22 protein-coding genes are annotated in these 26,372 nt (G+C 71.6%); 9 read left to right on the top strand and 13 right to left on the bottom strand.

Going from position 1 to position 26,372, the window contains the following annotated elements; all coding sequences use genetic code 11:
- The first annotated feature begins 195 nt into the window (after nucleotides 1-195).
- Nucleotides 196-1,578, top strand: a complete 1,383-nt coding sequence (dbpA, locus tag PQS31_RS08105) for an ATP-dependent RNA helicase DbpA (protein ID WP_272762199.1) — start codon at nucleotides 196-198, stop codon at nucleotides 1,576-1,578.
- 18 nt (nucleotides 1,579-1,596) lie between these two features.
- Here dbpA and adhP read toward each other — a convergent pair whose 3' ends face one another.
- Nucleotides 1,597-2,625, bottom strand: a complete 1,029-nt coding sequence (gene adhP, locus PQS31_RS08100; RefSeq protein WP_272762198.1) for an alcohol dehydrogenase AdhP — start codon at nucleotides 2,623-2,625, stop codon at nucleotides 1,597-1,599.
- Between the two features lie 309 nt (nucleotides 2,626-2,934).
- On the opposite strand from adhP, the gene PQS31_RS08095 reads away from it, so the two are divergent.
- Genes PQS31_RS08095 through lnt form a run of 3 tightly spaced genes read left to right on the top strand, consistent with a single transcriptional unit; the run spans nucleotide 2,935 to nucleotide 7,173 of the window.
- A complete protein-coding gene (locus tag PQS31_RS08095) occupies nucleotides 2,935-4,023 on the top strand; it encodes a hypothetical protein (protein WP_272762197.1) in 1,089 nt (362 codons plus the stop codon).
- Between the two features lie 20 nt (nucleotides 4,024-4,043).
- A complete protein-coding gene (locus tag PQS31_RS08090; RefSeq protein WP_272762196.1) occupies nucleotides 4,044-4,682 on the top strand; it encodes a hypothetical protein in 639 nt (212 codons plus the stop codon).
- A gap of 25 nt (nucleotides 4,683-4,707) precedes the next feature.
- Nucleotides 4,708-7,173, top strand: coding sequence for an apolipoprotein N-acyltransferase (gene lnt / locus PQS31_RS08085; RefSeq protein WP_272762195.1), 2,466 nt, complete (start codon nucleotides 4,708-4,710; stop codon nucleotides 7,171-7,173).
- Nucleotides 7,174-7,345: 172 nt separating this feature from the next.
- Here the strand turns inward: lnt and PQS31_RS08080 are convergent, their stop codons facing one another.
- Nucleotides 7,346-7,903, bottom strand: coding sequence for a YaeQ family protein (locus PQS31_RS08080; protein ID WP_272762194.1), 558 nt, complete (start codon nucleotides 7,901-7,903; stop codon nucleotides 7,346-7,348).
- A 306-nt stretch (nucleotides 7,904-8,209) separates the two neighbouring features.
- On the opposite strand from PQS31_RS08080, the gene PQS31_RS08075 reads away from it, so the two are divergent.
- From PQS31_RS08075 to PQS31_RS08065, 3 genes are all read left to right on the top strand, one after another.
- Nucleotides 8,210-8,695: a fasciclin domain-containing protein gene (locus PQS31_RS08075; RefSeq protein WP_272762521.1), complete on the top strand. Its 486-nt coding sequence runs from the start codon at nucleotides 8,210-8,212 to the stop codon at nucleotides 8,693-8,695.
- 232 nt (nucleotides 8,696-8,927) lie between these two features.
- On the top strand, nucleotides 8,928-9,473 hold the full coding sequence (locus PQS31_RS08070) for a DUF1190 domain-containing protein (RefSeq protein WP_272762193.1): 546 nt from the start codon (nucleotides 8,928-8,930) through the stop codon (nucleotides 9,471-9,473).
- On the top strand, nucleotides 9,473-10,654 hold the full coding sequence (locus tag PQS31_RS08065) for a glutathionylspermidine synthase family protein (protein ID WP_272762192.1): 1,182 nt from the start codon (nucleotides 9,473-9,475) through the stop codon (nucleotides 10,652-10,654). Before PQS31_RS08070 ends, PQS31_RS08065 begins: the two co-directional genes overlap by 1 nt.
- On the opposite strand, the gene PQS31_RS08060 is transcribed toward PQS31_RS08065, so the two are convergent.
- From PQS31_RS08060 to PQS31_RS08010, 11 genes are all read right to left on the bottom strand, one after another.
- Nucleotides 10,645-11,499, bottom strand: coding sequence for an SDR family NAD(P)-dependent oxidoreductase (locus PQS31_RS08060; RefSeq protein WP_272762191.1), 855 nt, complete (start codon nucleotides 11,497-11,499; stop codon nucleotides 10,645-10,647). The two genes, PQS31_RS08065 and PQS31_RS08060, sit on opposite strands and share 10 nt — an antisense overlap.
- Nucleotides 11,500-11,561: 62 nt before the next feature.
- Complete coding sequence (locus PQS31_RS08055; protein ID WP_272762190.1) at nucleotides 11,562-12,668, bottom strand: SDR family oxidoreductase; 1,107 nt, start codon at nucleotides 12,666-12,668, stop codon at nucleotides 11,562-11,564.
- 110 nt (nucleotides 12,669-12,778) lie between these two features.
- Nucleotides 12,779-14,305, bottom strand: a complete 1,527-nt coding sequence (locus tag PQS31_RS08050) for a class I SAM-dependent methyltransferase (RefSeq protein WP_272762189.1) — start codon at nucleotides 14,303-14,305, stop codon at nucleotides 12,779-12,781.
- Nucleotides 14,306-14,357: 52 nt separating this feature from the next.
- On the bottom strand, nucleotides 14,358-15,146 hold the full coding sequence (locus PQS31_RS08045) for a MipA/OmpV family protein (RefSeq protein ID WP_272762188.1): 789 nt from the start codon (nucleotides 15,144-15,146) through the stop codon (nucleotides 14,358-14,360).
- A gap of 17 nt (nucleotides 15,147-15,163) precedes the next feature.
- Nucleotides 15,164-16,561 (bottom strand): MFS transporter, encoded by a 1,398-nt coding sequence (locus PQS31_RS08040; protein WP_272762187.1) that lies wholly within the window; start codon nucleotides 16,559-16,561, stop codon nucleotides 15,164-15,166.
- Nucleotides 16,562-16,667: 106 nt separating this feature from the next.
- Nucleotides 16,668-17,765 (bottom strand): SDR family oxidoreductase, encoded by a 1,098-nt coding sequence (locus PQS31_RS08035; protein WP_272762186.1) that lies wholly within the window; start codon nucleotides 17,763-17,765, stop codon nucleotides 16,668-16,670.
- A gap of 631 nt (nucleotides 17,766-18,396) precedes the next feature.
- Nucleotides 18,397-18,900: a DoxX family protein gene (locus tag PQS31_RS08030; protein WP_272762185.1), complete on the bottom strand. Its 504-nt coding sequence runs from the start codon at nucleotides 18,898-18,900 to the stop codon at nucleotides 18,397-18,399.
- Nucleotides 18,901-19,232: 332 nt separating this feature from the next.
- Entirely contained in the window at nucleotides 19,233-21,425 is a 2,193-nt protein-coding gene (locus tag PQS31_RS08025; protein WP_272762184.1) for a xanthine dehydrogenase family protein molybdopterin-binding subunit, read from the bottom strand.
- 3 nt (nucleotides 21,426-21,428) lie between these two features.
- Nucleotides 21,429-22,415, bottom strand: a complete 987-nt coding sequence (locus PQS31_RS08020; RefSeq protein ID WP_272762183.1) for a xanthine dehydrogenase family protein subunit M — start codon at nucleotides 22,413-22,415, stop codon at nucleotides 21,429-21,431.
- Entirely contained in the window at nucleotides 22,415-23,059 is a 645-nt protein-coding gene (locus PQS31_RS08015; RefSeq protein ID WP_272762182.1) for a (2Fe-2S)-binding protein, read from the bottom strand. The genes PQS31_RS08020 and PQS31_RS08015 overlap by 1 nt, the downstream gene beginning before the upstream one ends.
- A 114-nt stretch (nucleotides 23,060-23,173) precedes the next feature.
- Nucleotides 23,174-24,076: an AraC family transcriptional regulator gene (locus PQS31_RS08010; RefSeq protein ID WP_272762181.1), complete on the bottom strand. Its 903-nt coding sequence runs from the start codon at nucleotides 24,074-24,076 to the stop codon at nucleotides 23,174-23,176.
- Between the two features lie 215 nt (nucleotides 24,077-24,291).
- Here PQS31_RS08010 and PQS31_RS08005 point away from each other — a divergent pair, with 215 nt between their 5' ends.
- Together PQS31_RS08005 and PQS31_RS08000 are read left to right on the top strand one after the other, a co-directional pair.
- Nucleotides 24,292-24,957 (top strand): response regulator transcription factor, encoded by a 666-nt coding sequence (locus tag PQS31_RS08005; protein ID WP_272762180.1) that lies wholly within the window; start codon nucleotides 24,292-24,294, stop codon nucleotides 24,955-24,957.
- Nucleotides 24,957-26,351 carry an ATP-binding protein gene (locus PQS31_RS08000; RefSeq protein ID WP_272762179.1) on the top strand — a complete coding sequence of 465 codons (1,395 nt, stop codon included), beginning with the start codon at nucleotides 24,957-24,959 and terminating at the stop codon, nucleotides 26,349-26,351. The genes PQS31_RS08005 and PQS31_RS08000 overlap by 1 nt, the downstream gene beginning before the upstream one ends.
- Nucleotides 26,352-26,372: the final 21 nt, after the last annotated feature.

Below are 26,372 nucleotides of genomic sequence, written 5' to 3'. Positions count from 1 at the left end.
CGCATGCAAACCGGCCGCGTGCAGAGCGATCCGCGTGTGTCCGTTCGAAGGGTCCGTGCGCGACCATGCGCGGCATCTCCCGTGTCAGCCGTGGCCGAGTCTAGCGGTCGCCAGGGGCGCGCCTGCGCGAACGCGCGCTGCGGTGCCGGTCGCGGCCAGTGACCGGTGGGCCGCGCCACCTGCGATCATGCACGCATGACCGCCTCCACCGAATTCTCCAGCCTCGCGCTGACGCCCGCCCTGCTGCAGGGCGTCGATGCCCTGGGTTACACCGCGATGACGCCGATCCAGGCGCAGGCCCTGCCGCCCATCCTCGACGGCCGCGACGTGCTGGCCCAGGCGCCCACCGGCAGCGGCAAGACCGTGGCCTTCGGCCTCGGCGTGCTGCACCGGATCGACCCGGCGCTGATCGAGACCCAGGCGCTGGTGCTGTGCCCGACGCGCGAGCTGGCCGACCAGGTCGGCAAGCAGCTGCGCAAGCTCGCGCTCGGCATTCCGAATCTCAAGGTCTCGGTGCTCTGTGGCGGCATTCCACTGGGCCCGCAACTGGCGTCGCTGACCCATCCGCCGCATGTCGTCGTCGGCACGCCGGGGCGCATCCAGGAGCTGGCGAAGAAGAAGGCGCTGCACCTGCGCCACGTGCGCACGCTGGTGCTCGACGAGGCCGACCGCATGCTCGACATGGGCTTCGAGGAGCCGATCCGCGACATCGTCAAGCGCGTGCCGCCGACGCGCCAGGGCCTGCTGTTCTCGGCCACGTTTCCCGACGGGATCCGAGATCTCGGCACCGCGATGCTGCGCGAGCCGCTGCAGATCGGCGTCGAGGGCGGCGCGCCCGCGCCGAAGATCGAACAGATCTTCCACGAGGTCGAGCCGGCGCGCCGTGCGCCGCTGCTGGCCGCGCTGCTGCTGCGCCATCGCCCGGACTCGGCGGTGGTGTTCTGCAACACCCGCGCCGACGTCAACGAGGTCGCCGGCTCGCTCGCGCACTACGGGTTCGATGCGCTCGCGCTGCACGGCGACATGGAGCAGCGCGACCGCGACGAGGTGCTGGTGCGTTTCGCCAACCGCAGCTGCAACGTGCTGGTGGCCAGCGACGTCGCCGCGCGCGGGCTCGATGTCGAGGACATCGGCGCGGTGGTGAACTACGAGCTGCCGCACGACGTCGACACCTACGTGCACCGCATCGGGCGCACCGGACGCGCCGGGCGCACGGGCCTGGCGCTGAGCCTGGTCACCCCGCGCGAACTGCCGCGCACCGCGCTGGTCGAGGCGCAGTTCGGGGCGCCGCTGCGCTGGGAAAAGCTGCTGCCGCTCAGCGGCAAGGGCAGCGACGTGCCGGCCGCGCCGATGGTCACACTGCGCATCGATGCCGGCCGCACCGACAAGTTGCGCCCGGGCGACATCGTCGGCGCACTGACCGGCGATGCCGGCCTGCACAAGGACGCGGTCGGCAAGATCGACGTCTTCGCCACGCGCAGCTACGTCGCCATCGCACGCGGCCAGGTCGGCCGCGCGCTGGGCCACCTGCAGGGCGGCAAGATCAAGGGCCGGCGTTTCCGCGTCGCGCGGATGTGAGCCAGCGCGACGCTGCACTCATGCGGCGAAGTCGAGCACGATGCGGCCCTCGATCGTGCCGGCGTGCATGCGCGCGAACACGTCGTTGATGGCCTCCAGCCGCTCGGTGGCCACGGTCGCGCGCACCTGGCCCCGTGCCGCGAAGGCCAGCGACTCCTGCAGGTCCAGGCGCGTGCCGACGATCGAGCCGCGCACGGTCACCCCGCCGAGCACCAGGCCGAAGATGTCGAGCGGAAACGTGCCCGGCGGCAGTCCGACGAGCGACACCGTGCCGCCGCGCCGCACCATGCCGACCGCCTGCTCGAAGGCCCTGGGCGACACCGCGGTGACCAGCGCGCCGTGCGCGCCGCCGATGTCCTGTTTCAGCTGCGCCACCGGATCCGTCGTCGCCGCATTGACCGTCACCGTCGCGCCGAGGCGCCTGGCGAGTTGCAGCTTGGCGTCGTCCACATCCACGGCCGCGACGTTGAGGCCCATGGCGCGCGCGTACTGCACCGCCAGGTGGCCGAGGCCCCCGATGCCGGAGATCACCACCCAGTCGCCGGGTTTGGTATCCGTGACCTTGAGTCCCTTGTAGACGGTGACCCCGGCGCAGAGAATCGGCGCGATCTCGACGAAGCCGATCGACGCGGGCACATGGCCCACGTACGCGGCATCGGCGAGCGCGTACTCGGCGAATCCGCCGTTGACCGAATAGCCGGTGTTGCGCTGGGATTCGCACAGCGTCTCCCAGCCGCCGAGACAGTGTGTGCAGTGGCCGCAGGCCGAATACAGCCAGGGCACGCCGACCCGGTCGCCTTCGCGCACATGACGCACGCCGCCGCCGACGGCGACCACGTGCCCGACGCCTTCGTGGCCGGGAATGAAGGGCGGCGCCGGTTTGACCGGCCAGTCGCCTTCGGCCGCGTGCAGATCCGTATGGCAGACGCCGCAGGCTTCGATTCTGACCAGCAGCTCGCCCGGTCCCGGGCGTGGCACCGCGACCTCCTCGATCACCAGCGGCGCGCCGAACGCGCGGACCACGGCGGCTTTCATGGTGCGTTCCATCATCGCCACTCCCTCGTGTCGGACGACCTCAGCCTGCGCGTCCGCGCGCGGCGAGGCATTGATCCGGATCAAGTGGGCGCGCTGCGCGATGCCGGCGTTGGTGCCCCGGCCCACGTGTGTGCGCGCCGATTCCGGCCGCGCGCCTGTTGCAGCGCAGAATGCGCGCCGCTGCGCCGTACGCTAGCGTCCGGTGCGCGACGACACGGGGGGCACCGGCCAACGGCCGGTTCCGGTCGCGGCAGTTGGAGTTCGATGTGCGTCACCGCCGGGAGCAGCCGCTCCGGCGGACACAGTCGAAGGGGAAACAGGATGCAGATCCGGTTCCGCAACGCGGCGTGTCGTGCGCTGCCCGTCGCCGTGCTGATGGCGCTGTGCGCGCCCGCCGCGGCCAACACGCTCAACCAGAACGTCTCGTGGACGATCGACCGCCCGGGCACGACCGCGAAGTACCGCCTGGTGGCCTATGGCGATTCGATCTACGCCGGCTACAACGGCTCGGTCAGCAATGCCGCGCGCTACTCGGCGCCGACGGTCAACGGCGAATACCTGGCCGCGCGCTGGAACGCCGACATCGAGACCATCCGCCGCACCAAATCCGGCGCGGTCGCGCGCGACGTGTACGAGAACAAGATCGTCGCCGAGCGTTCGTACATGCAGGCTGCGTCCACGCGTGTGGTGACGTTCGAGATGTGCGGCAACGACGGCCTGCAGGCGCGTACCGCGTTCAAGTCGCAGACCGGCACCTGCAGCTACGCCGGGCTCGAGGCGGCCGTGAATGCGTGCAGGACCTACGTCGCGCAGTCGATGGACTACATCAACGCCAATGCGCATCCCAACACGCGGCTGAAGATCATCTCCAACGTCTACTACCCGGGTTACGCCGCCGACAACGTGCAGAGCGCGTGCCGCGACGCGGGCACCGGGCAGACCGTCAACCTGCGCGACCGCTTCCTGCCGGCGCTGTCGCGGATGAACTACTGGATGTGCGAATACGCACGGCAGAAGGGCTTCCAGTGCGCCGACAGCTTCGCCCAGTACATGGGCGCCGACTTCGACAGCAACGGCGACGGCATCGTCGATTCCGAGGCGCTGCGCTGGGTGCCCGGCGAGAGCGAGGCCAGCTATCTGCAGCGCATCACCGTGACCCTGCGCGGCACGCTGCGCGATGCGAACACCAAGTTCGTCGGCGCGCAGAGTTCCTACGACTACATCCAGTCCGACGACGTCCATCCCACCTACACCGGCGGCACGGTCAGTGCCGGCCTCTGGGGCGGCAGCACCGGCACCGGCGCGGCGCGCTACAGCAGCTTCAGCAACGGCCGCAGCCCGATCTGGAACCAGTTCGGCCACGAGCGCATGGGCTGGGCGCTGTCGGTCTACAACCCGGCCACCCCGTGAGCGCATCCGAGGAGACACCCGTGACCGCATCCCGTACCCCGAGCCGCCCGGACGCCGACGGCATCCACATCACCGATACCGCGCGCGGGCGCACGTCGACCTGGATGCTGGCGGCGACCGCGGTCGCGGTCGTCGGTGGCCTCGCCCTGTGGCGCCTGAGCACACCCGACGCCGCGGCCGTCGTGGGCGATGCCGCGCCGCGTGGACCGGCCGCCGTCCAGGCCGGTGCGCGCCCCGGCTATGCCGCGACCGCGATGGCCGCGGTGGGCAAGGCGCGGCCGCTGCCCGGCGACGACCGCAACGACATCGCCGCGTACTTCCATCCCGGCGATCCCGAGCCGACCGGCGCCGAACTGATCACCGCGCTCAACGAGGCCGGCGTGCACACCGGCATCGCGGCGTTCAACCCGCCCGGCACCAGCCCGCCGCTGGAGGGTCTGGCGGTGCCCGAGGATTTCGAGCTGCCCGAGGGCTACGTGCGCCACCATCAGGCCACCGACGACGGCCAGCCGATCGAGCCCATCCTGATGTTCGCGCCCGACTTCGCATTGACCGACGCCAATGGCCAGCCGGTCGACATGCCCGACAACCGGGTGGTGACCGCCGAACTCGCGCCGCCCGGGCTGCCGCTGCGCCAGGTCCGCATTCCGGGGCAGTGAGTCCGGACGACCGGATTCCCAGGCGGTGAACCTCGCGTCGCACCGCCGCGCCGGCCTGCGCCACGCGGGCGGCATCCTGCTGTCGGCGACGGCGTTCGCGATCTACGCCCGCGTGCCGCAGGCCTGGGCGCTGGGCTTCGTCGCGCTGGTGCCGTGGTTGTGGGCGCTGGATGGCGGGCGCGGGCTGCGCGCCGCGCTGCTGTCGGGCGCGGCGATGGCGGTGGCCTTCGTCGCCGCGGTGCTGGGCTGGTTCGGCGCGGCCATCGCGGCCTACATCGACGTCGGCGTCGTGCCGGCGACGGCCGTACTGCTCGCACTGGCGCCGCTGCTGCAGCCCCAGCTGATCGCCTACGCCATCGCGCGCCGTCTGGTCGCGCGCCGCCACGGATTCGCGTTGCGCGCGCTGGCGTCGGCGGCGGCGTGGGTGGCCTGCGAGGCGGCGCTGCCCAAGCTGTTCGGCGACACGCTCGGCCACGGCCTGCACGGCGCGACGCTGCTGCGCCAGGGCGCGGATCTCGGCGGGGCCGCGGGGCTGACCCTGCTCCTGCTGCTGGTCAACGACGCGATCGCCTGCGCGCTGGCGCGCCGGCAGGGCGGCGCACGGACCTGGGCGCCGCCGCTGCTCGCCGGCGCGGCGCTGGTGGCGGCCCTGGCCGCTTATGGCGCATGGCGCCTGGGCGCGCTGCAGGCGGCGCCCGTGCCGTCGGCGCCACCGCTGCGCGTGGCGATGGTGCAGGCGAGCATCACCGACTACGAGCGGCTGCGTCGCGAGATCGGGGCCTACGGCGTGGTGCGCCATGTGCTGGACACGCACTACGCGCTGTCGTGGTCGGCGCTGCGCGACCACCAGGCCGATGTGCTGCTGTGGTCGGAGACCGTCTATCCCACCACCTTCGGCCAGCCGCGCAGCGAGGACGGCGCGCTGATCGATGCCGAGATCCAGGCCTTCGTCGAGACCGCGGGCGTGCCGCTGGTGTTCGGCGCCTACGACCGCGAGGCCGACGGGGAGTACAACGCGGCGATGTTCGTCGAACCCGGGCGCGGTCTGATCGGTGCCTACCGCAAGACCCATCCGTTTCCGTTCACCGAACACGTGCCGCGCTGGCTCGACGGGCCGCGCCTGCGCGCGTGGCTGCCGTGGACGGGCAGCTGGCAGCCGGGACACGGCGCACGCGTGATGCCCCTGCGCAGCCGCGACGGGCGCGAGATCGACGTGGTGCCGCTGATCTGTCTCGACGACGTGCATCCGCAGCTGGCGATCGACGGTGCACGGCTGGGCGCGCAGGCGATTGTCGGCATGTCGAACGATTCCTGGTTCACCGGCCACCCGCTCGGCGCGCGGCTGCATCTCGCCGTGGCCGCGTTCCGCAGCATCGAGACGCGGCTGCCGCAGGTGCGGGTGACCACGAACGGCCTGTCGGCGGTCATCGACGACACCGGCGCGGTGCAGGCGCAGACGGCGATGGGCGACCAGGCCGTGCTGACCGCATTCGTGCACGCGCAGGCACCGCCGCCGACGCTGATGGTGCGCTGGGGCGACTGGGTCGGCCGCGCGGCGCTCGCGGTGTGGGGGGTGTGGGCGGGCGCGATCGCGGTGCGTGCGGTATCGCGGCGCCTGCACCCGGCGCGAAACGCGCCGGCCGCGCCGACGGTGTATCTGCTGTCACCGCGGCGGCGCGGTCTGCTGATCGCCCTGCATGCGATCGCGGCAGCGGGCCTGGCCTGGCTGGCGTTCGACATGCTGCAGCGGACCGGCCTGCAGGTCGTCGCGCTGGCGCAGCTGCAGGTGTTCGGGTGCGTCGTCGTGCTGCCGCTGCTGGTCGCCGGCGCGGTGCTGCATCACGGCCGCGCGCGGATGACGATCGACGGCGCGCATCTGCACCTGACGCAGCGGCGTCGGCGTATCGAAGTGCCGGTGGCGGCGATCTCGGCGTTGCGCGCCTGGCGATGGCCGTGGCCGCTGGCCGGCTTGCGGCTCGAACTGGCCTCCGGACGCCGCTGGCCCGCCACGCTGGCGACGCCGCATCCGCGCGCGCTGCGCGACGCCTTGCAGGCGGGCGGCGTACCGATGGACGCGACCGTGGACCACGACACGGCGCTCGGGCGTTACGCCGACGCGCGCGGCGCTGCGCGACGTCCGACGCTCGACCATCCCGCGCTGAAGTTCGGCCTGTTTCCGCTGCTGCCGGCCCTCGTGGCATTCCGTCTGCACCAGATCATCGCGTTCGGCGGCGCCTTCGGCGAATGGCAGACCTTCGGCGCCGGCGCGTGGTTCACCGCGCTGGCGATCTGGTGGGCGGCGTGGTCGCTGGGCCTGATGCTGTTCGCCGCGGCGCTGCGTCTGACGATCGAACCGGTCTGCCTGCTCGTGGCCGCGCGCTGGCCGTCGCGCGCCAGCGGCCTGCGTCTGCGTCTCGAGCACACCGCACGCTGGCTGTATTACGCCGGCGTGCCGCTGTGGCTGGCGTGGCGGTTGCTGGCCGCAGGCTGAGACCCGACGGGCGACCCATGCGCCGATCGGCGTCCCGCGCCGAACGCCACGCGGACGCAATCGCACAGGGCCGCCGGCAACAGGCCCGCGCCGTCTTCGGCGCCGTCATCTCCGCGCGTGCGCTGCATCGCCCACCGTGTTCCGCTGCGCCATGCGCAGCCGCGCGGCGCGCTCAGTCGGACGCGGATTTCGGCGCCAGCAGCACGCGCGGCGTCATCGCGACACTGGCCTTGTCGCTCATCAGCTGCAGCTCGCCGTCCTGGATCAGCGCGGTCAGGCGCATGCTGCGCTCGAGCAGTGCGGTCGCCGCGTCCAGCGCATCGGGGTCGAGGTCGATCACGGTGAGATTCTTCAGCCGCGACAACACGGCTGCGTTCTTCTCCCACCAGATCGCCGCACTGCCGCCGCTGTAGCTGATCACCGCCACGTCACGAGCGCGCGCCGCGGCCTTGCGGATGCGGGTGTCGGTGGGCTGGCCGAGATCGATCCAGTGTTCGATGTCGCCGGCGTAATCCCGCCGGCACAGGTCGGCCTCGTCCTCGTTGCTGAGGCCGCGCCCGAACTCCAGCCGCTCGTCGGCGAACAGCACGAAGGCGATCAGCCGCGCCATCAGACGCACCGGCGTTTCCGACGGGTGCTGGGCCAGGGTGAGGTTGTGCTCGGCGTAGTACTGCCGGTCCATGTCGCTGATCTGCAGTTCGGCCTTGTAGATCGTCGCGTTGGGGGCCATGGCCACGCCTGTGGGAAACGGCGGGCAAGTGTACGGCGGCGCGGCCGCGCCACGTGACGAATCCGTGATGAATCCGATTCCGCATCTCGTCCCGTAAACGCCTCCACGTGCCGCGCTGCGGCCGGTGTTGCCGTGGCTTTCCCCGTTCGATCCATCCACAAGGAGCTTCCCATGAAACTGCATCTGCTCACCGCCGGCCTGCTGGCGTCGCTCGCGCTCACCGCCTGCCAGCAGGACACCGCGGCCGAGACCGCGATGACCGAGCCGGCCCCGGCCGCCACCGACACGGCGACGCCCGCCGACACCATGGCCGCCCCCGACGCCGTGGCCGACGCACCGGCCGCCGCCGGTGGTGACGTCGTCGACGGCGCGATCGCCTCGCCCGACCACACCACGCTCGTGGCCGCGGTCCAGGCCGCCGGCCTCGTCGACACGCTGAAGGGCACCGGCCCGTTCACCGTGTTCGCCCCGACCAACGCCGCGTTCGACAAGCTGCCGGCAGGCACCGTCGACGGCCTGCTCGAGCCGGCCGCGAAGGACCAGCTGACCTCGGTGCTGACCTATCACGTGGTCGCCGGCAACGTCGACGCGGCCGAGCTGACCCGGCAGATCGAAGTCGGCGGCGGCAGCGCCACGCTGACCACGGTGCAGGGCGGCACGCTGACCGCGCGCGTCGACGGCGGCAACGTCGTGCTGACCGACGCCAAGGGCGGCACCTCGACGGTGACCGCCGCCGATCTGCGCCAGAGCAACGGCGTGATCCACGTGATCGACACGGTGCTGATGCCGTAAGTGCAGCGCGCGAGGCGCCGCGTGCGGCGCCTCCGGGCACGGGGCCGCACGTGGTGTCCTCGTCCGACCGCGTGCGTTCCGGAGGCGGCCCCCCGTGGGCCGCCTTTTTCGTGGCGCATCGCGCCCCGCGGCGGCGGCGCCGGCGTGCGCGCCCGGCCGATGCGTCCCGTGTTTTGCCCGCGCTGCGCGCGCCGGGCATCATGTCCGGCTGGACCCGACCGGAACTCCACGCATGAAGCGTTCCAAGACCACCGCCCTGCTGCTGATGGGCGCCGCGCCGCTGCTGTTCACCGCCTGCGAGCCGGGTCCGCCGACCGGACAGCCGGACGCGGTCCAGGAAGGCCTCTACACCTCGGTCGAGCGCTGCGCCGAGGCCACCGGCGATGCCGCCACCTGCCGCGCCGCCTCCGAGCACGCGCAACGGCAGGCGGCCGACGCCGCGCCGCGTTATGCGAGCCGCGCCGAATGCGAACGCGATTACCCGGCCGAGCAATGCGCCGAGCAGCGCACCTCGACCGGCCATTCCTTCATCGGCCCGCTGATGACCGGGTTCTTTCTCTCGCAGATGATGGGTCGCAACCGCCCGGGCATGGCGCCGCAGGCGCAGGCCGCGCCGGCGTTCCGCGACAACAGCAACGGCTGGCTGCGCTCGACCGGCGCCCCGGCCGCGGGCCGCGCCGGCCTGACCCCGGTGACCGCGACGCCCGACCGCGCGACGACGGTGAACCGCGGCGGCTTCGGCGCCTCGGGCCGCAACCGCAGCAGCGCCGGCGGCTGATGCGCCGCGTTCCGATCGTCGAGCGCGGAGACTGGCGCGCGCGCGCGGCCGACAGCGGCTTTCGTTTCCACACCATCGACGGTCAGCGTTACTGGGACGAACGCGCCTACTACGCGTTCACCCTGCAGCAGATCGAACACGATCTCGAGGATCCCAGCGCCGAGCTGCACCAGATGGCGCTGGCGCTGGTGGACGAGATCGCCGCCAGCGAGGCGCTGATGCAGCGGCTCGCCATTCCCGAACCCGTCCGCGACTGGATCGCCGAGAGCTGGCGCCGCCGCGAGGGCCATCTCTACGGACGCCTGGATTTCGCCTACGACGGCCAAGGCCCGGCCAAGCTCTACGAGCTCAATTACGACACGCCGACCTCGCTGTTCGAAGCCGCGTTCTTCCAGTGGCAGTGGCTCGAGGACCAGCGCGAATCCGGTCGCCTGCCGGCGACGGCCGATCAGTTCAATTCGATCCACGAGCAGCTGGTGGACCGCTTCGGCGCGCTGTCGGCGCAGTTGCCGCCGCCGCTGGTGTTCGCGGCGATGCGCGGTTCCGAGGAAGACCAGGGCACGGTGGAGTACCTGCGCGACTGCGCGGCGCAGGCGCATCTGCACGGCGCCCCGGTCGCGCTCGAGGACATCGGCCTGTCGGACGACGGGCGCTTCACCGATCCCGACGACTGCGTCATCGGCACGCTGTTCAAGCTGTATCCGCTCGAAGACCTGTTCGAGGACGACTTCGGCCGCGCGCTGCCGGGCTCCGGCCTGCGTCTGCTCGAGCCGCCGTGGAAGGCGCTGCTGAGCAACAAGGGCGTGCTGCCGCTGCTGTGGGAGCGGCATCGCGGCCATCCCAACCTGCTGGCCGCCGCGTTCGACGACGGCAGCGCACTGCCGCCCGGTTGGGTGCGCAAGCCGCTGCATTCGCGCGAGGGCGCCAATGTCGCGATGCACATGGACGACGGCCGCTGGATCGAAAACGCCGGTCCGTACGCCGGGCCGTGCATTCGCCAGGCGCTGCATCCGCTGCCGGCGTTCGACGGCCACTTCCCGATGGTCGGCAGCTGGATCGTCGGCGACGCCGCCTGCGGCATCGGCATCCGCGAGGACGATTCGCCGATCACCCGCGACACCGCGCGCTTCGTGCCGCACGCCATCGTCGAGGACGACGCACGGAGCGTGCTCTACGCCTGAGTGCCCGGTACGCGCCGCACTGCACCGGTGCCGGCCGCCTCGTCGTGTCTCGCATGCCCGGTGTCGGGCGCGGACGGCGCCTGCATCCGACGCACGGCGCCGCGCATCGGGCGCATCGCCAGCTCCGGTGCCCATCGGCCCATCAGCTTGAGCACGTCGGCCAGGCCCGGACGGATCTCCAGCCGGTCGCCCTGCATGGCTTCGATGGCCTCGGTGGCCAGCGCCTCGACCGGCATCGGCCGTGTGACGCGGTCGTGGGCCGGACCGTGCACGGCGCGATACAGCGGGGTGTCGGTGGCGGGCGGCGCCAGTTCGAACACCGCGACGCCGGTGCCGCTCAACTGCATCCGCAGCGAGCGCGTATAGGCGTGGAGGCCCGCCTTCGCGGCGCTGTAGATCGGCGCGATCGGCAGGGGCACGAAGGCATGTGCCGACGAGACATTGAGGATCGCGGCGCGTTCGCGGCGCATGAGGTGGGGGAGGAACAGGGCGTTCATCCAGATCGTCCCCTTGAGGTCGACCTGGATTTCGCGCGTGAGGTCCTCGAGCGAGGGCCCGTCCCGGCGCAGATCGAGCGTCCGCATCAGGCCGGCCGCATTGATCAGGATGGCGAGGTCCGGAAAGTCGCGGACCACGCGGCGGTGCAGGATGCGCAGCGACTCGGGATCGCCGGCATCGGCGTAGAACGCATGCAGGCCGTCGACGGTGCGGGCCGCGTGCAGCCGCTCCGGATCGCGTCCGGTCACGATCACGGTATTGCCCATCGCCCGCAGCTGCCGGGCGAGTTCGCGGCCGATCCCGGACGTGCCGCCGGTGATCAGGATGGTGGTGTCCGACATCTTCATCGCACGCGTCTCCTGGCGCCGGGCGTCCGTGGGACGCCCGGCGGGTGGGGGCGAAGGCCGGCTCAGCGGAACCGCGTGCCGGTCAGGTCTTCGGTCAGCGTCCACAGCCGGGCCGCCGCCGCCGGATCGCTGGCGCTGGCCGGCACCGTGGCCAGGCCGAGCGGCCCGCTGACCTCGTTGGGCCCCGTCGGTCCGTAGTACTGGCCGCCGCGGGCCTCGGGCGCGGTGGCCGCGTACAGCGTGGGCACCGCGCCCTGCGCCGCGGTCTGCAGGTGCTCGCGCATGGCCGACCACTGCCGGCCCTGCTCGCTCTCCAGGCCCGGCCCACGGGCCACCAGCTCGGTCACCGCGACGCCCGGATGCGCGGCCATGCTCTGGATGCCCCAGCCGTTCGCGTCGCTGCGGCGCTGCAGTTCGAGCGCGAACATCAGGCAGGCGGTCTTCGATTGCGCGTAAGCGATCATCGGCTGGTAGGACACCGTGGATTGCAGATCGTCGAAGTTGATGCCGCCGCGATGGATCGCGACGCTCGACAGCGTGACCACGCGCGGGGCCTCGCTCCTGCGCAGCAGCGGCAGCAGTTCGGCGGTCAGTACGAAATGCCCGGCGTAGTTCGTGGCGAACTGCAGCTCGAAACCATCGACGGAGGTGCCGCGCTCGGGCGGCGCCATGATCGCGGCATTGTTGATGAGGCCGTCGACCCGCGGCAGGGTGGCGCCGAGCCGCTGGCCGAACGCGCGCACCGAGCTCAGGTCCGCCAGGTCGACCGCCTCGAAGCGCACGCGGGCATCGGGCACCTCGGCGCGGATACGCCCGATGGCCTCGTCGCCGCGCTGCGGATTGCGCGCGGCGATCACGACCTCGGCGCCGGCGGCCGCCAGCGCACGGGCGTCCTCGTAGCCCATGCCGCTGGTGCCGCCGGTCACCACGAAGATGCGCCCGGCCTGGGACGGCATGTCGGCCGTGGTCCAGTCCGGATCCGGCGCGGTCTGCGCGAAGGCGCTGCTGGCCGCGAGCACACCGCCGAGCAGCAGGCCGACCGCCGCCAGGCGACGTTGCTGCTCGTGGCGGAAGGGGCTGACGTCGCGCCGGACGGGCCGGACGCCGTCGGTCGCGAACAGGGACGGAGCCGGCTGGACGGCGCGGGTGGAGCGGATCGGGTCGAGCATGGGGATGTCCTCTGGGGTGGGGGGGTGTGCGGCGGTGCCGTGGCACCGCGTGGGGGGGGAAGGGGCTGAACCGGATACGGACACGGACGCGCCACGTGGCGTCGGCACGCTCAGACCGCGCGCAATGCGCGAAGCATCGGCAGCGTCGCGGTGAGGAAATGTTCGGCCATCGACTCGACCACATCGCCGCCTTCGACACGGGGACCGTGCGGGGCCGCATCCGGGCGCGCGGCGGCATCGCCGGCGTTCAGATAGCGGCGCAGATACCGGGCCAGGCTCTGCACCGTGTCGCGACCCTGCTCGACCGCGTCGAGGAACAGCAGCACGACCCGCGACACGTCGATCGCGCCGCCGGTCACCGGCGATGCCAGGTACTCGACCGGATCGCCCATCCGGGCGCGTGCACGCACGTGACGGTTGAGGGTGTGGCAACGGTCCACGATCGCCGCGCTCGGATGCTGCGCGGCGCGTGCATGGCCGGTGCCCGCCAGCAGCAGCATCGCGGCGATGACGTCGTCGGCGCTCGCGCGGGCCAGGCGTGGATGCGCACACAGCTGGGCGATCGTCTTCGGTGCGTAGTCGTCTTCGGCCAGGGCCGCGATGACGTGGCCGGGCACGCGATCGCGGAGACTGATCACGCCCGGCGGCAGCAGGACGTGCGCGGGCATCTCGCTGGCATGCGTGGTCAGCACGAACAGCTGTGACGCCCACTGCGCGCTCAGCGCCTCGTCGCTCATCGGTCGGCCGCCCTTGATGTAGACGTCGCTGCGCACGCGTGCGTTGGTCAGCACGTCCTTCGTGGTCTCGCGCAGCAGGGGATCGTCGATGCGGTCCAGCAGCTGCCGGCTGCGGGGCGTGAAGCCGAAGGCCTCGACGCTGTCGAGCAGTCGGGTCGAGCCGGCGAAGGTCAGACGCGCGCCGGCGAGATGCGCGGCCGTCTCGGAGAACGTCGACAGCGTCCAGTCGCCGGACAGATAGGCGTCGATGCGCTCGCCATGACCGGCTGCTTCCACAGCGTCGAGATGCCGGGCCAGATCGGGCACGGCGTGTCCGTCGTCGGCGCCGGCACTGATCACTTCGGCGCCGAACCGCAACGCCCCGGAGGCCGCGGAAGCCGTGTCCGCACGCGCTGCGAACAACGCCATCAGCTGGCGCACCGGCACGTAGGGCGCCCAGCCGGGTGCGGTGTTGTAGCTGACGTAGGCGATGCCGCCGGGCTTGAGCTTGCGGCGGATCAGATCGACGATCACCTCCCGGCTCTCGTCGGTGATCCAGCTCCACACGCCATGCAGCGCGATGTAGTCGAAGTCCGGCAGGTCGCGGCGCATCGCGAATTCCCAGAACGCGTCATCGGACAGGTGGGTTTGGGCGCCGGATGCGGCGGCCAGCGACCGCGCACGTTCGGCATGTCCGGGATTCGAGTCGGTGCCCCAATAGGTGCCCGCCGTGGCGGCGGCGTGGAAACCGACCGACACGCCCGGGCCGAAGCCGAGTTCGAGATAGCGGAAGTCGTCGTCGTCAGGTGCCGACGCGTAGCCGGCGGCGAGCGCGGCCAGGCGTAACTCGCCGGGATTGAGATGCCGGTGATAGCCGTGGGCACGGTCTGCACAGGCCTGCGCGGCGTGGAACTCATGCATGGGGCGTCTCCGCGGGTGCGTGGAAAGGGCGTGGCGGGCGGGCCGCCGGCGGTCAGAGGCGTCGGCTCAGGCCGAGCACGAATCGCCCCGAGCGCTCGCTGTCGGCGCCGAGCAGGGGGCTGTCGCGCAGCGCATCGGGCAGGAACTGCACCTCGACCGATCCGAGCAGCTGCCACTTCGTGGTGCCGAGCGGCACCGTGGCGGTCAGCCCGACACGCGGCACGGTCGCCGAGCCGGGCGCGTAGGCGGTCACGCCGCGCGCGTTTTCGGTATCGAGGGTGCCGAAGTAGTAGCCGGCGAGATCGTCGGACATCCAGCTCGTGCCCACGTTCGCGGTCAGCGCGCCGCGCCCCAGCAGCCAGGTGTAGCGGTAGTCGAGCGCGAGCTCGTAGCCTTCGCTGGTGCCGCTGACGTCGTGCACCGCATCGAACGTGATCGCGCCCCAGGTGCCGCCGTAGCTCAGCCGCGCTCCGGCATCCAGGCCGTCGTGGCGATTGCGCAGGAGGGCCGGGTCGACGCCGTTGGCCTGCAGCTCCGCGGCTCCGAGATCCGCGATGTCGAAGCCGTACAGGCGGGCCGAGGCGATCGCATCCACGCTGAATCCACCCGAGCGGTAGACGTGGACGCCGCCGGTGAGGCCGCGCAGAAATGCGCGTTCGCCTTCGTAGCCGATCAGCGGAAAGGGCCGCACACGGCTGCCTTCACCGGCGTAGGGGCTGTCGATCGCAGCCGCGCCGATGCCGAGCGTCCACTGCTCGCGGACGGGCGACGACTGCGCGAAGGCGGCGGTGGGGAGCGCGAGACACGCCAGCGCGGCGCAGGTGAGGGCTATACGGGTCATGGGGATCTCCAGACGGTTCAAGGCAGAAACGGGGCACGGTGGCCGGCGTGCGTGCGGGCGTGCGCCCGAGCAGATGACCGGGCGCGGCGTCGGCGGGGGTCGGGTGGGTCGTGGTCCGGGACACCCGGCGCGGCGTCGGCGCGCGCATGCATGCGTCCCAGCCACAGGCCCAGCGCGGCCCAGACCAGGGCCAGCGGCACGACCACGCTGACCAGTCCGCCCATGGCCATGCCCAGGCGACCGAGCGCACCTTCGGCCTGCGCCCCGACGACATCACCCGCGCGGTACATGAACGTATCGAGGACGGCCTTCGCCTTGTATTTGTCCTCGCGGCTGACCACGGTGAACAGGGCTTCGCGCGCGGGCCGGGTGATGCCGCGCTGCACGGCGCGGTTGGTGGCCTCGAGCACGATCAGCACGACGAACGAGCCGTAGATCGCCAGGCCGATGAATCCCAGCGCCGTGGCCACGGGCAGGATCGCCAGGGCGACGCCGAGGCCGAAGCGCTGGATGAGCTTGCCGGTGAGCGTGAGCTGCAGGATCAGCACCACGATCTGGGTCCACATGTCGATGCTGCCCATCAGCGCGGCGCGCGCGTCCAGGTCGTCGGCCACGCCGGCCACCATCTGCAGACGCGTGAAATAGATCACCGTCGCGAGCACGGTCATCAGCAGGATGTAGCCGGCGATTCCGCTGAGATAGCGCGAGCGCAGCACGGCGCGCAGGCCGGCCCATGCGCTGCCGCCGATCCGTCCGGTGTCGCGGTCGGTCGGCGCCGCGCGCGTGCCGGGCTGCAGCGGCAAGCGCGACAGGCGCCAGGCCATGACCAGCGCGAGCACCAGGAAGCCCCCCGAAACCAGCAGGAGGCTCGGCGTGCCGAGGGGCTCGGCCAGTTGCATCGTGAGCCAGGGCCCGAAGATCGCACCGAGCGTGCCGCCGACCGAGATCAGCCCGAACACGCGCAGGCTCTGCTCGCTGCTGAAGCGATCCGCCAGCAGTGCCCAGAACACCATCGTGGCGAACAGATTGAAGACGCTGAACCAGACGTAGAACACCTTGCCGCTGGCCTGCCCGATCGCCGAGGGCGCGAATGTCAGCAGCGCCCAGAAGCCGGCGAGGCTCAGCACGAAGAACCCGTAGGTCGCACTGATGAACTGCATCCGCGGCAGGCGGCTGACCAGCCAGCCGAAGACCGGGTTCACCGCCAGCGTCACCACGGCCGTGCCGATGAAGAGCCAGCGGATGCTCTCGATGCCGCGCTCCATGCCCAGGGCGTCGCGCGCGGGACGCAGCAACATCAGTGCGGTCAGCACGAAGAAGAAGAACGCGGCCGCGATCAGGACCGGCTGCACTTCGTCGCGGCGCAGGTTGAACAGGGTCTGCAGGGGGCGGGGTAGGCGCAGGGGAATGGGCATGGTCGGCTCGCAAGGGGACGAATGCGGACACGGGGGTGTCCACAGGAGAGAGGGCGTACTTCGAACACGCCGACCGCGGGCGCGGCCGGCGGCTATCGACCGGTGGTCAGCGTGTCGCGGCCGCGAACGGTGCGCCGAGGAGCGACTCGCTGACCGTCCACAGGTGGGCCGCGTTGCCGGTATTGCGTGCGGCGTCGGGCACGCGTGCGATGCCGACCGGACCGCGCGTTTCCATCAGCCGCGTCGGACCGTAGTACGCGCCGCCCCGGGCCGTCGCCGCGGTGGCGGCATACAGCGTCGGCAATGCACCTTGGGCCGAGGGCTGGAACAGGAAGGCGAGGCGCCGGCGGATGAAGCCGCTGGCACCTGCATGGTGGACGAGCAGGTCGGTACGCGACACGCCCGGGTGCGACGCGATGCTCGTGATGCCCCAGCCCTCGGCATCGCTGCGACGCTGCAGTTCGAGCGCGAACATCAGACACGCGAGTTTCGACTGGCTGTAGGCCTCGCTGGCGTCGTAGCCGGTTTCGAACTGGAGATCGTTGAAGTGCAGCGCGCCGCCGCGCGCCGCGATGCTCGACAGGGTGACGACGCGGGGCGCATCGGCGTTGCGCAGCAGAGGCAGCACCGCCGACGTCAGCGCGACGTGCCCGAGATAATTGACCGCGAACTGGATCTCGAATCCATCGACGGAGACGCCGCGCGTCGGCGGTTCCATCAGGCCGGCATTGTTGATCAGCACGTCGAGACGCGGCAGCTTGCGCTGGAGGCGCTGGCCGAAGCCGCGCACGGAGGCGAGATCGCCGAGGTCCAGGACTTCGAACCGCACGTCGGCGCCCGGTGTGGCGCGTCGGATCTCGGCGATCGCATCCGCGCCACGTCGGGAATTGCGCGCGGCGATCACGACGCTGGCGCCGGCGGCCGCGAGCGCCTTGGCGCTCTCGAAGCCGATGCCACTGGTGCCGCCGGTCACGAGCACGATGCGTCCGTGCTGGGGCGGGATGTCGGCCAGTGCCCAGTCGCGTTTGGGGTGCACCTGCGCGGGGGCGGCATTCGCGGTGGATGTCACCGGTGTGAACATCGACGCGATGGCCAGACAGGCCGTCCAGGCCAGGGTCGCCGGGCGTGCGGCGGGATGGGATGCGACGGCGATCAGCGTGGTGCGCTGGCGTCGGGGAAACACGGCGGTCGTCGAGGTGTGCATGGTCGCTGCCCTTCGGGGAATGCAACGCGACGGAATCGGCGCGTCGGTGGTGGGGTCGATGCCAACTTGCGACAGCGGGGTTAATCGATGTTTAAGGCGTCGCCGATGTGGGGCGCGGGCACGACGCCGGCATCCGATGCGCGTCATCCCTGCATGCGTCGTGGGCCATCGCGCGCGCCGACACGCCAGGTCGGCACGCGACTCGCCTTGTCGCACGCCTGCCCCGGGGGTCGCGACATCCGGATACCCGGGTCGACCGTCGCCGCCCGACCGGTCCGCCGTGGTTCCAGTGTCTGCCCCAGCGGGTCGGCGGCGCGCTCCGCCACGTCGACGCGAGTACCAGCACGCGCGCGTCGGCGCACATCAGTTTTTTTGCTGGTGCCGCCATGACCCGCACCTCCGGGGTCTCCACCGTCGCCGCAATACGGTGGCGGTGTCCGGTGATCCGGCAGTCACGCGTGCGTATCGCGTCACTGCAACGCGAACCCGGCTGCGAGAGGGAAGGTCTGAACAAGTCCGTCCTTGGCCGTCATTCCCGCGAACGCGGGAATCCAGCGTCTTGCGTCTCCACAGACTTGAAGTCGCTGGATCCCCGCGTTCGCGGGGGTGACAGCAGTTTTTCAACACTTCCTTAGAGCTCGGCCCGCAGGCGTCTGTCGAGCGAGTACCGGCCGCCGCCGCGAATGGCGATGAGCAGGGCGACGAAGCCCAGCATGATCGGGTACTCGATGCCGCGATCGATCCAGGGATAGGTCGGCCCGATGGCAAAACAGATGACGATCATCTGCACCGTGAAGACCAGTCCGAGAAGCCGCGTGCCCAGTCCGATCGCAAGGGCGATCGCGCCGAAGGTTTCGAGCAGGGCCACGAAGAGCGCGAGTTGCGGTGCGAACGGCAGACTGAGGACGTTGCCGATCAGATGGGTCGTGCCCGCCATCGGGTCGGCCATCGAACCATGCGGCAGACCGAGCAGCTTGGGAATGCCGTGGGTCAGGATCGACACGCCGAACGCCACGCGCAGCAGCGCGTAGGCGATCGGTTCCGCGCGCGTGTAGAGGCCCGCGAGGGAGGGGACGAGCAGGCGGGGTCCGGTGCGGGTCGAGCGGTCGGGTGCGGTCGGTTGCGTGGGGGGCATGGGGTCCTTCATGGATGGACATCGAACGATCGGGGTTGGTGCATCGCCACCGCCTCACGGCGGCGCCGGCGTGCGGTGCTGTGGCCCCGCCCGACGCGGCGATGTGCGATGTCGCATTTCGACCTGCGCACTGCCGTGGTGCCGGCTGTCGGGCATCCGGTTATGCGCCGACCGTGCGCCTGTGCGTCTGCGACGGGCGACGCTGCCGACCACGGAAGCTCATCCGGACATGCGCGAACGGCGCGCGGCGTGGCGCTGCGCTGGCGCTGCGCTGTCGCTCTGCAGCGCGCTGCTGTCGCCGGTGCGTGGTGTCGGCCGTGACGCACGTGCACTCACGCGGTCCCGAACATCCGGTCGAGGCGGATCGGCAGATCGCGGTAGCGCCGTCCCGTCGCGTGGAAGACGGCATTGGCGATCGCGGGCGCGACGCCGGCCATCACCACCTCACCCAGACCTTTCGCACCCGCACCGTTGATGCGCGCATCGGGAATGCCCACGAAGCCGACCTCGATCGACCCGATGTCGGCGTTCACGGCGGTGACGTATTCCTCGAGGCTGGCGTTGAGAAACCCGCCGAAGCGCGGGTCGGACTCGCTGATCTCGTGCAGGGTGCCGCCGATGCCCCAGACGACCCCGCCCCGCACCTGGCTCGCGGCGGTCACCGGGCTCACCGTCGCGCCGCAGTCGGCAATGCTGACCACCCGTGCGACGCGGATGCGGCGGGTGCCCGGCGCGATGTGCACTTCGACGAAATGCGCGATCGAGCTCATGGTCACGAAGTCCGGATACTCCGGGCCGACCGTGGCCACCTGACCGGTCTCGAGGCGTTCCAGCACCTGTTCCGGCTGGCCGGGCGCGCGGCTGCGCACATCGACCCGGGCGCTGGCGCGGCCCTGCCGGTGCAGTTCGCGCACCACCTCGGCCGCAACCACGCCCAGCTGCGCGGCCAGGGTGTCCACTGCCTCGCCCGCGGCACGCAACGCGGTGGCCGTGCCCCACGAGCCTGCGGTCAGATGCTGGGCCACCTGGCCGGGCTCGCCGACGGAAATGCGGATTTGCCCGGGTGTCAGCGCGAGCCGGTCGGCCAGGTAGTTGGCGATCGTCGACCGCAGGCCCTGGCCCATTTCGTGCCCGGACACCGCGATCGTCGCCGCGCCGTCCGCGGTGACCTCGAGGACCGCGCCCGCGGCGGCGGTCGCGCCCTTGTACAGGCCGATGGCGACGCCCATGCCCAGCAGGTCGCCGGCCGGCGTGCGCATCGAGCCGGGCGTGGGCGACCGCCGGTCCCAACCGAAGCGGCGCGCGCCTTCTTCCAGAGTCTGGCGCACATGACGCGACGAGAACGGTTTGCCCGTAATCGGGTCCGTCGCGGTGTCGTTGGCCAGCCGGAGCTGCACCGGGTCGAGCCCGAGCTGCACGGCGAGCTCGTCGACCGCGCTTTCGTAGGCGAAGCTGCCGGTGTGCTCGTAGGGCGCGCGCATGTAGCCGGGGGTCTGCACGTCGGTGCGCACCAGCCGTTCGCGGCCGCGGAAGTTGGCCACGCCGTAGAAGCGCGAGGTCACGTCGGCGTACACCGCTGGAAACAGATCGTGGCGCGAGGTCTGCTGGTCGACCTCGTGGATCGCCGCGGTGATCCGGCCGCCGGATGTCGCACCCAGGCGGACCCGGTGCCGCGACGCGGGCCGGAAGCTCGCCTGGTGGAAGGTCTGGGCGCGCGTGATCACGAGCTTCACCGGACGACCGCTGATGCGTGCCGCGACCGCCGCCAGCACGGTCTGCCCCTGCAGGGAGTTCTTCTGCCCGAAGCCGCCGCCCACCTGGGGCGACACCACCTCCACGCGCTCCGGCGGAATGCCGAGCTGGCGGGCGATGCCGTGGCGGATGGCGCCGCTGTTCTGCGTGCCCTCGTGAATGACCAGACGATCGCCGCGCCATTCGGCGACCGTGGCGAGCAGTTCCATCGGATTCTGGTGCTGGGCGGGCGCGGTGAAGCGGCTGTCGATCCGCACCTCGGCCGCGGCATAGGCCGCATCGGCATCGCCGGCCACGCGGTCGGCGAACATCGCCTGCGGCAGCGGCGAGCCCTGCTGGGCCACGATGTCGGACTCCGGGGCCCCGTCGATCTGCACGCGGAACGCATCGGGCGCGTACTCGGCGCGCACGGCATGCGCCGCGGCCGAGGCGGCTTCGAGTGTCTCGGCCACCACGAGCGCGATCGGCTGGCCGCGATAGGCGATGCGCGTGCCCAGCATCGGCTGCAGGCTCTGCACCGCATAGCCGCCGCCCATGACGAAGCCGGGCGGCTGCACGTGCGCCATGTCGGCGTGGGTCAGCACGTGCCTCACCCCGGGCATCGCCGCGGCGTCATCGATGTGCAGCGCCGCCAGCCGTCCACGGCCGATGGTGGCGCCGACGGTCACGGCGTGCAGCAGGCCATCGGGCAGGCGGTCGGCCGCGTACAGCGGACGTCCCCGCACCTTGTCTTCGGCATCGACGCGGCGCGTCGGCGGATAGTGCGTCTGCATGCCTCAGGCCCTCTCCATTGCGATGCCGATCGCATCGGCCACCGTCTGTACGCCCAGCGGCACGCGAAACGCGTTGTGGGTGCTGGTCCGCGCGCCGCGCAGCGCCGCTTCGCCGGCCTCGATCGCCAACGCGCGGGTGTAGCGCTGTCCCTGCAGCACGGCTTCGGCCTCGCGCACGCGCAGGGGCCGGGCGCCGACGCCGCCGAGCGCGATGCGTGCGTCACGGATGCGGCCACCGGCCACATCGATGCCGACGGCCGCCGACACCAGCGCGAAGGCGTACGAGGCGCGGTCGCGGACCTTGTGATAGGTCGAGGCACGCAGCGCGCGCGAGGCCGGCACATGGATCCGGGTGATCACGTCGCCGGGTTCGAGCACGGTTTCGATGTGCGGAGTCGATCCGGGATCGCGATGCAGGGCTTCCACCGCGATGCGACGCAGGCCGCCCGAGCCGAGAATGTCGATCTCGGCGTCGAAGGCCACCAGGGCGACTGCCCAGTCGCCCGGATAGTTGGCGATGCAGGCGTCGCTGGTGCCCAGCAGCGCCAGATTGCGATCCGCGCCGTCGATCGCGGCGCAGCCGCTGCCCGGCGCGCGTTTGTTGCAGGGATAGGGCGCGCCGCCGCGGAAATAACCGCAGCGCGTGCGCTGCAGCAGGTTGCCGCCCACCGTCGCCATGTTGCGCAGCTGCTGCGACGCGGCCTTGGTCAGCGATTCCGACAGCGCGGGATACCGCGCCCTGACGTCGCGGTGCTCGGCGACGTCGGCCATCTTCGCCAGCGCCCCGACCGTGAGGCCGCGCCGCGACACCGCGATGTCCTGCAGATCCGGCAACGCGCTGATGTCGACGAGGGTCGCCGGCGCCTCGACGTTCAACTTCATCAGATCGAACAGGGTGGTGCCGCCGGCGAGGAGCCGTGCGCCGTCGCCCCGGGCGGCCGCGACCGCCTGTTCCAGCGACGTGGCGCGGACGTGTGCGAACGGACGCATCAGCCGCGCCCCATCTTCGGTGCGGCCGCGAGCACCGCGTCGACGATGCCGGCATAGGCGCCGCAGCGGCAGAGGTTGCCGCTCATGGCGTCGCGGACCTGGTCGGCGGAGCCGGCATGTCCTTCGTGGACGCAGGCGATGGCCGCCATGATCTGGCCGGGCGTGCAGTAGCCGCACTGCAATGCATCGTGCTCGATGAAGGCCGCCTGCATGGGATGCAGTGCGCCGTCGCCCGCGATGCCTTCGATCGTGGTGACCTCGCGGCCATCGACCTGCACCGCAGGCGTCAGGCAGGCCAGCACGCGGCGGCCGTCGACGTGCACGGTGCAGGCGCCGCACTGGCCGTGATCGCAGCCCTTCTTCGTGCCGAACAGCCCTTGTCCCTCGCGCAGCAGGTCGAGCAGCGAGGTGCGGTTGTCGACGTCGACCTCGATCCGGGCACCGTTGACGACCGTCGCGAGCGGGCTCGTCAACGGCCCGGCCGGCACGCCGCCGGCCGGTGTGCCGGCGATGGCCGTGGGCCGGGCCTGGCCCAGGCCTGCGGGCAGCCAGGCCAGCGCGGCCGTCGCCACGCCGCCGGCGAGCACCTCGCGCCGGCTGACCCGGAGCGACGGCGGCCCGTCGGTCTCTTCGTTTTGGGACATGGGGGCGTCCTACTGGATCGACGGCCCCTGTTGTAAACGCCGGCCGGCGGGCGTGCTCTCGCGTGATTGCAGTCCACGCTCGCGTCGTTGCGGCGTGCGCGTGGACGCGACGGATCAGAGCGCGCGATAGGCGCTCGGCGACAGCCCGGTCGCGCGCAGGAATGCACAGCCGAACGCGCTGGGGCTTGCGTATCCGCATTCCAGGGCGATCTCGGTGATGCTCAGGCCGCGCGCCTGCAGCAGGCGCCGCGCGTGCTCGATGCGGAACCGCTGCAGGCGACGGAACGGCGTCTCGCCGTGGTGCGCACTGCAGAGCCGGATCAGCCGGAACGGACTCGTGCCGACATGGTCGGCGAGTTCGGCCAGCGTGACGTCGTCGGCGAGCCGCGCGCGCAGAAACGCGTCCATGCGCTCCAGGGCGAGGGAGCGCCCGCGTGCGCGTTCCGGCTGCGGGGCATCGGGCATGCCGACCAGATGGGCCGCCAGGAAATGCGCCGCCGCGCCGGCGTAGAACGTTGATGCCTGCTGTTCGGCAGCACGCTCCAGAGCGAGCACCAGCGCACCGAGCGTGGGATCCCGGTGCGACAGGCGGTTGAGCCGGACGGCCGGCACGGTCAGGCCCATGGCCTCGGCGGCGTCCTCGATCAGGCGCGCGCGGAGCCGGACCTGGACACTGGTGTGCTCGGTCCGGTTGCGCCAGCGCAGGGTCGCGCCCTCGCCGGGCGCGGTGAATCCGAGGTCGCCGGCGCGGTAGCGTGCGCCCAGCCAGCCACTGCCGCGGCGCCGCTCGATGTTGGCCGCGCCGATGGGCTCGGCGGCCGCCTTGATCAGCACGATGCTCTGGTGCCCCGGGGCCACGATGTCCACGCCGTCGCAGAGGCAGGGATCGCGCACGCGCAGCACCTGCACGTCGCGCCAGCCGAGCCCGGCGCTGTCGAGTTCGACGACGCCGGGCAGCGGTGGGCTCTGGTTCCAGTCGTCGCCGCACGCCGTCTCGGCAGGGCACGTGATCTGCATGGGGGGCTCCGATGCCGGTCGTGCAACCGGTTTCGCGGGAGTCTACGCGCGCCGTTTCGAAGCTGCGCTCGCGCGGCGGAACCGCCGGGGTCACCCGGTCCCGTCGGCATCGCGGCTTCGATGCCCGCGTCGCCATCCGCCCCTGTGCGTCTGCGATTTAATCGGTTATTAACCTCGGCGGCGCACGCTCGCACCCCGCCTCACGCCCGACCGCCATGGATTCCATCCTTCTCGTCGAAGACGACCACATGCTCGGCCAGGCCCTGACGTCGGCGCTCGGTCAGGAGGGCTGGCGCGTCGTGCACTGCCGGGACGTGGCGACCGCGCGCGCGGCCCTGGTCGATCACGGGTTTTCCGCGGTGCTGCTCGATCTCGGTCTGCCCCAGGGCTCGGGCTTGGACGTGCTGGAGACGATGCGCGGCCGCTACGATGCGACGCCCGTCGTGATCATCACCGCGCGCGACCAGCTGAGCGACCGCGTGCGCGGCCTCGATGCGGGCGCCGACGATTACATCGTCAAGCCGTTCCAGCGCGACGAGATGCTGGCGCGCCTGCGTGCGGTGCTGCGCCGCAGCCGGGGCGGCGTGACGCCGCTGCTGCGCTGGCGCGATGTGGAGATCGATCCGGGCGCCGGCTCGGTGACCCGCGGCGGCACGCGCGTCAGCCTCAGCGGCAGCGCGTTCCGCATCCTGGTGGCGCTGTTCGAGGCGCGCGGCCGCGTGCTCAGTCGCGACCAGCTGCAGGACCGTCTCTACGGCGATGAAAGCGAGATCGGCAGCAACACCGTCGCGGTCTACGTGCATCAGCTGCGACGCAAGCTCGGGGACGGCATCGTGCTCACCGAGCACGGCTTCGGCTATCGCGCCGGAGACGACGCCTGATGGGCGCGCTGCGGACGCGCCTGCTCGCCGCGCTGGCTGCGGTGCTGCTGGCCACCTGGGGCAGCAGCTTCGTGGTGGTCTATCTGGACGTGCTCGAACGCCAGGGCGGCGAGGTGGACACCATGCTGCGCAGCGTCGCCGAGCAGCTGCTGCAGGCCCTGCCGGCGGATATCGCCACCGCGGGGCGTCAGGACCGCTTCGTACTCGACATCGAAACCCTGCCGTCGGAAGGCAAGTTCGGCGCGCTCGGTTTCCAGGTCTGGGAGATCGGCAATGCACGGCGTCTGATGTCCTCGCGTCCGGCGCCGGCCCATGCGATGGCGCCGGCGTTCGACGACGGCTTTTCCGATGTCGAGGTCGCCGGCGTGCCCTGGCGCGTGTTCGCGCTCAGCGATGCCGGGCGCCGGGTGCAGGTGCAGGTCGGCCTGCCGCAGTCGGCGATGCGCGCGGAAATGCTGCGCTGGCTCGGCGGCCCCACGCTGCTCGCGGCGCTGCTGCTGATGGTCGGTATCGGTGTCGCGATCTGGCTGGTCGTCCACTGGTCGCTGCGCCCGGTGGTGCGGTTGAGCGACGCGCTGGCCGAGCGCACGTCGCTGGATCTCACGCCATTGCCCGCGCGTGGCCTGCCGGACGAGATCAGGCCGCTGGTCACCTCGTTCAACCGCGTGCTCGAACGGCTGGACTCGGCGCTGCAGCACGAGCGCGAATTTCTCGGGGAAGCCGCGCACGAGCTGCGCACGCCACTGGCCGCGCTGCTGGCCCAGGCCCAGGTGCTCCAGCATGCGGGTGACGGCGACGAGGCACGCGAGGCGCTCGACCGGCTGGTGGCCGGCATCGAGCGCACGTCGCGCCTGGCCCAGCAGCTGTTGGACGCCGCACGGGTAGACGCCGGTGGCAGTGCCGCGCGGGCGATGGATGTCGATCTGGCGATGATCGCCAACATGGTCGCCGACGAGTTCGAACTCGTCGCGCTGCGCGGCGGCCAGTCGATCGAGGTCGACGGCGGTCCGGCGCCGGTGCACGGCGACATCGACGATCTCGGCATCCTGGTGCGCAACCTGCTCGACAACGCCTTGCGCCACGGCGGGCCCCGCACACGCGTACGCATCCGGACCGGCGTCGAAGGCGACGGCGCGGCGCGCGTGGCCGTGTTGCGGGTCGAGGACGACGGCGCGGGCATTGCCGAGGGCGAGCAGACCCGCGTGTTCGAACGGTTCTATCGCGGCGGCGAGCGTCACGCGCCTCGCACCGAGGGCGTCGGCATGGGGCTGTCGCTGGTGGAGCGTGTGGTCACGGCACACGGCGGCCAGCTGTGCTGCGGTGCGGGCATCGACGGCCGCGGCTTCGGTGTCGACATCCGTCTGCCGCTGCAGCGCCGGCACGCGGCCGGCTGAGGTCACCTACCGCCCATGCGC

The organism is Luteimonas sp. BLCC-B24 (assembly GCF_028550595.1).
In the GTDB taxonomy this organism is placed as follows: Bacteria; Pseudomonadota; Gammaproteobacteria; order Xanthomonadales; family Xanthomonadaceae; genus Luteimonas.
The sequence above is the reverse complement of the archived record's forward strand: the minus strand, read 5'-3'. Positions and strand labels throughout refer to the sequence as shown.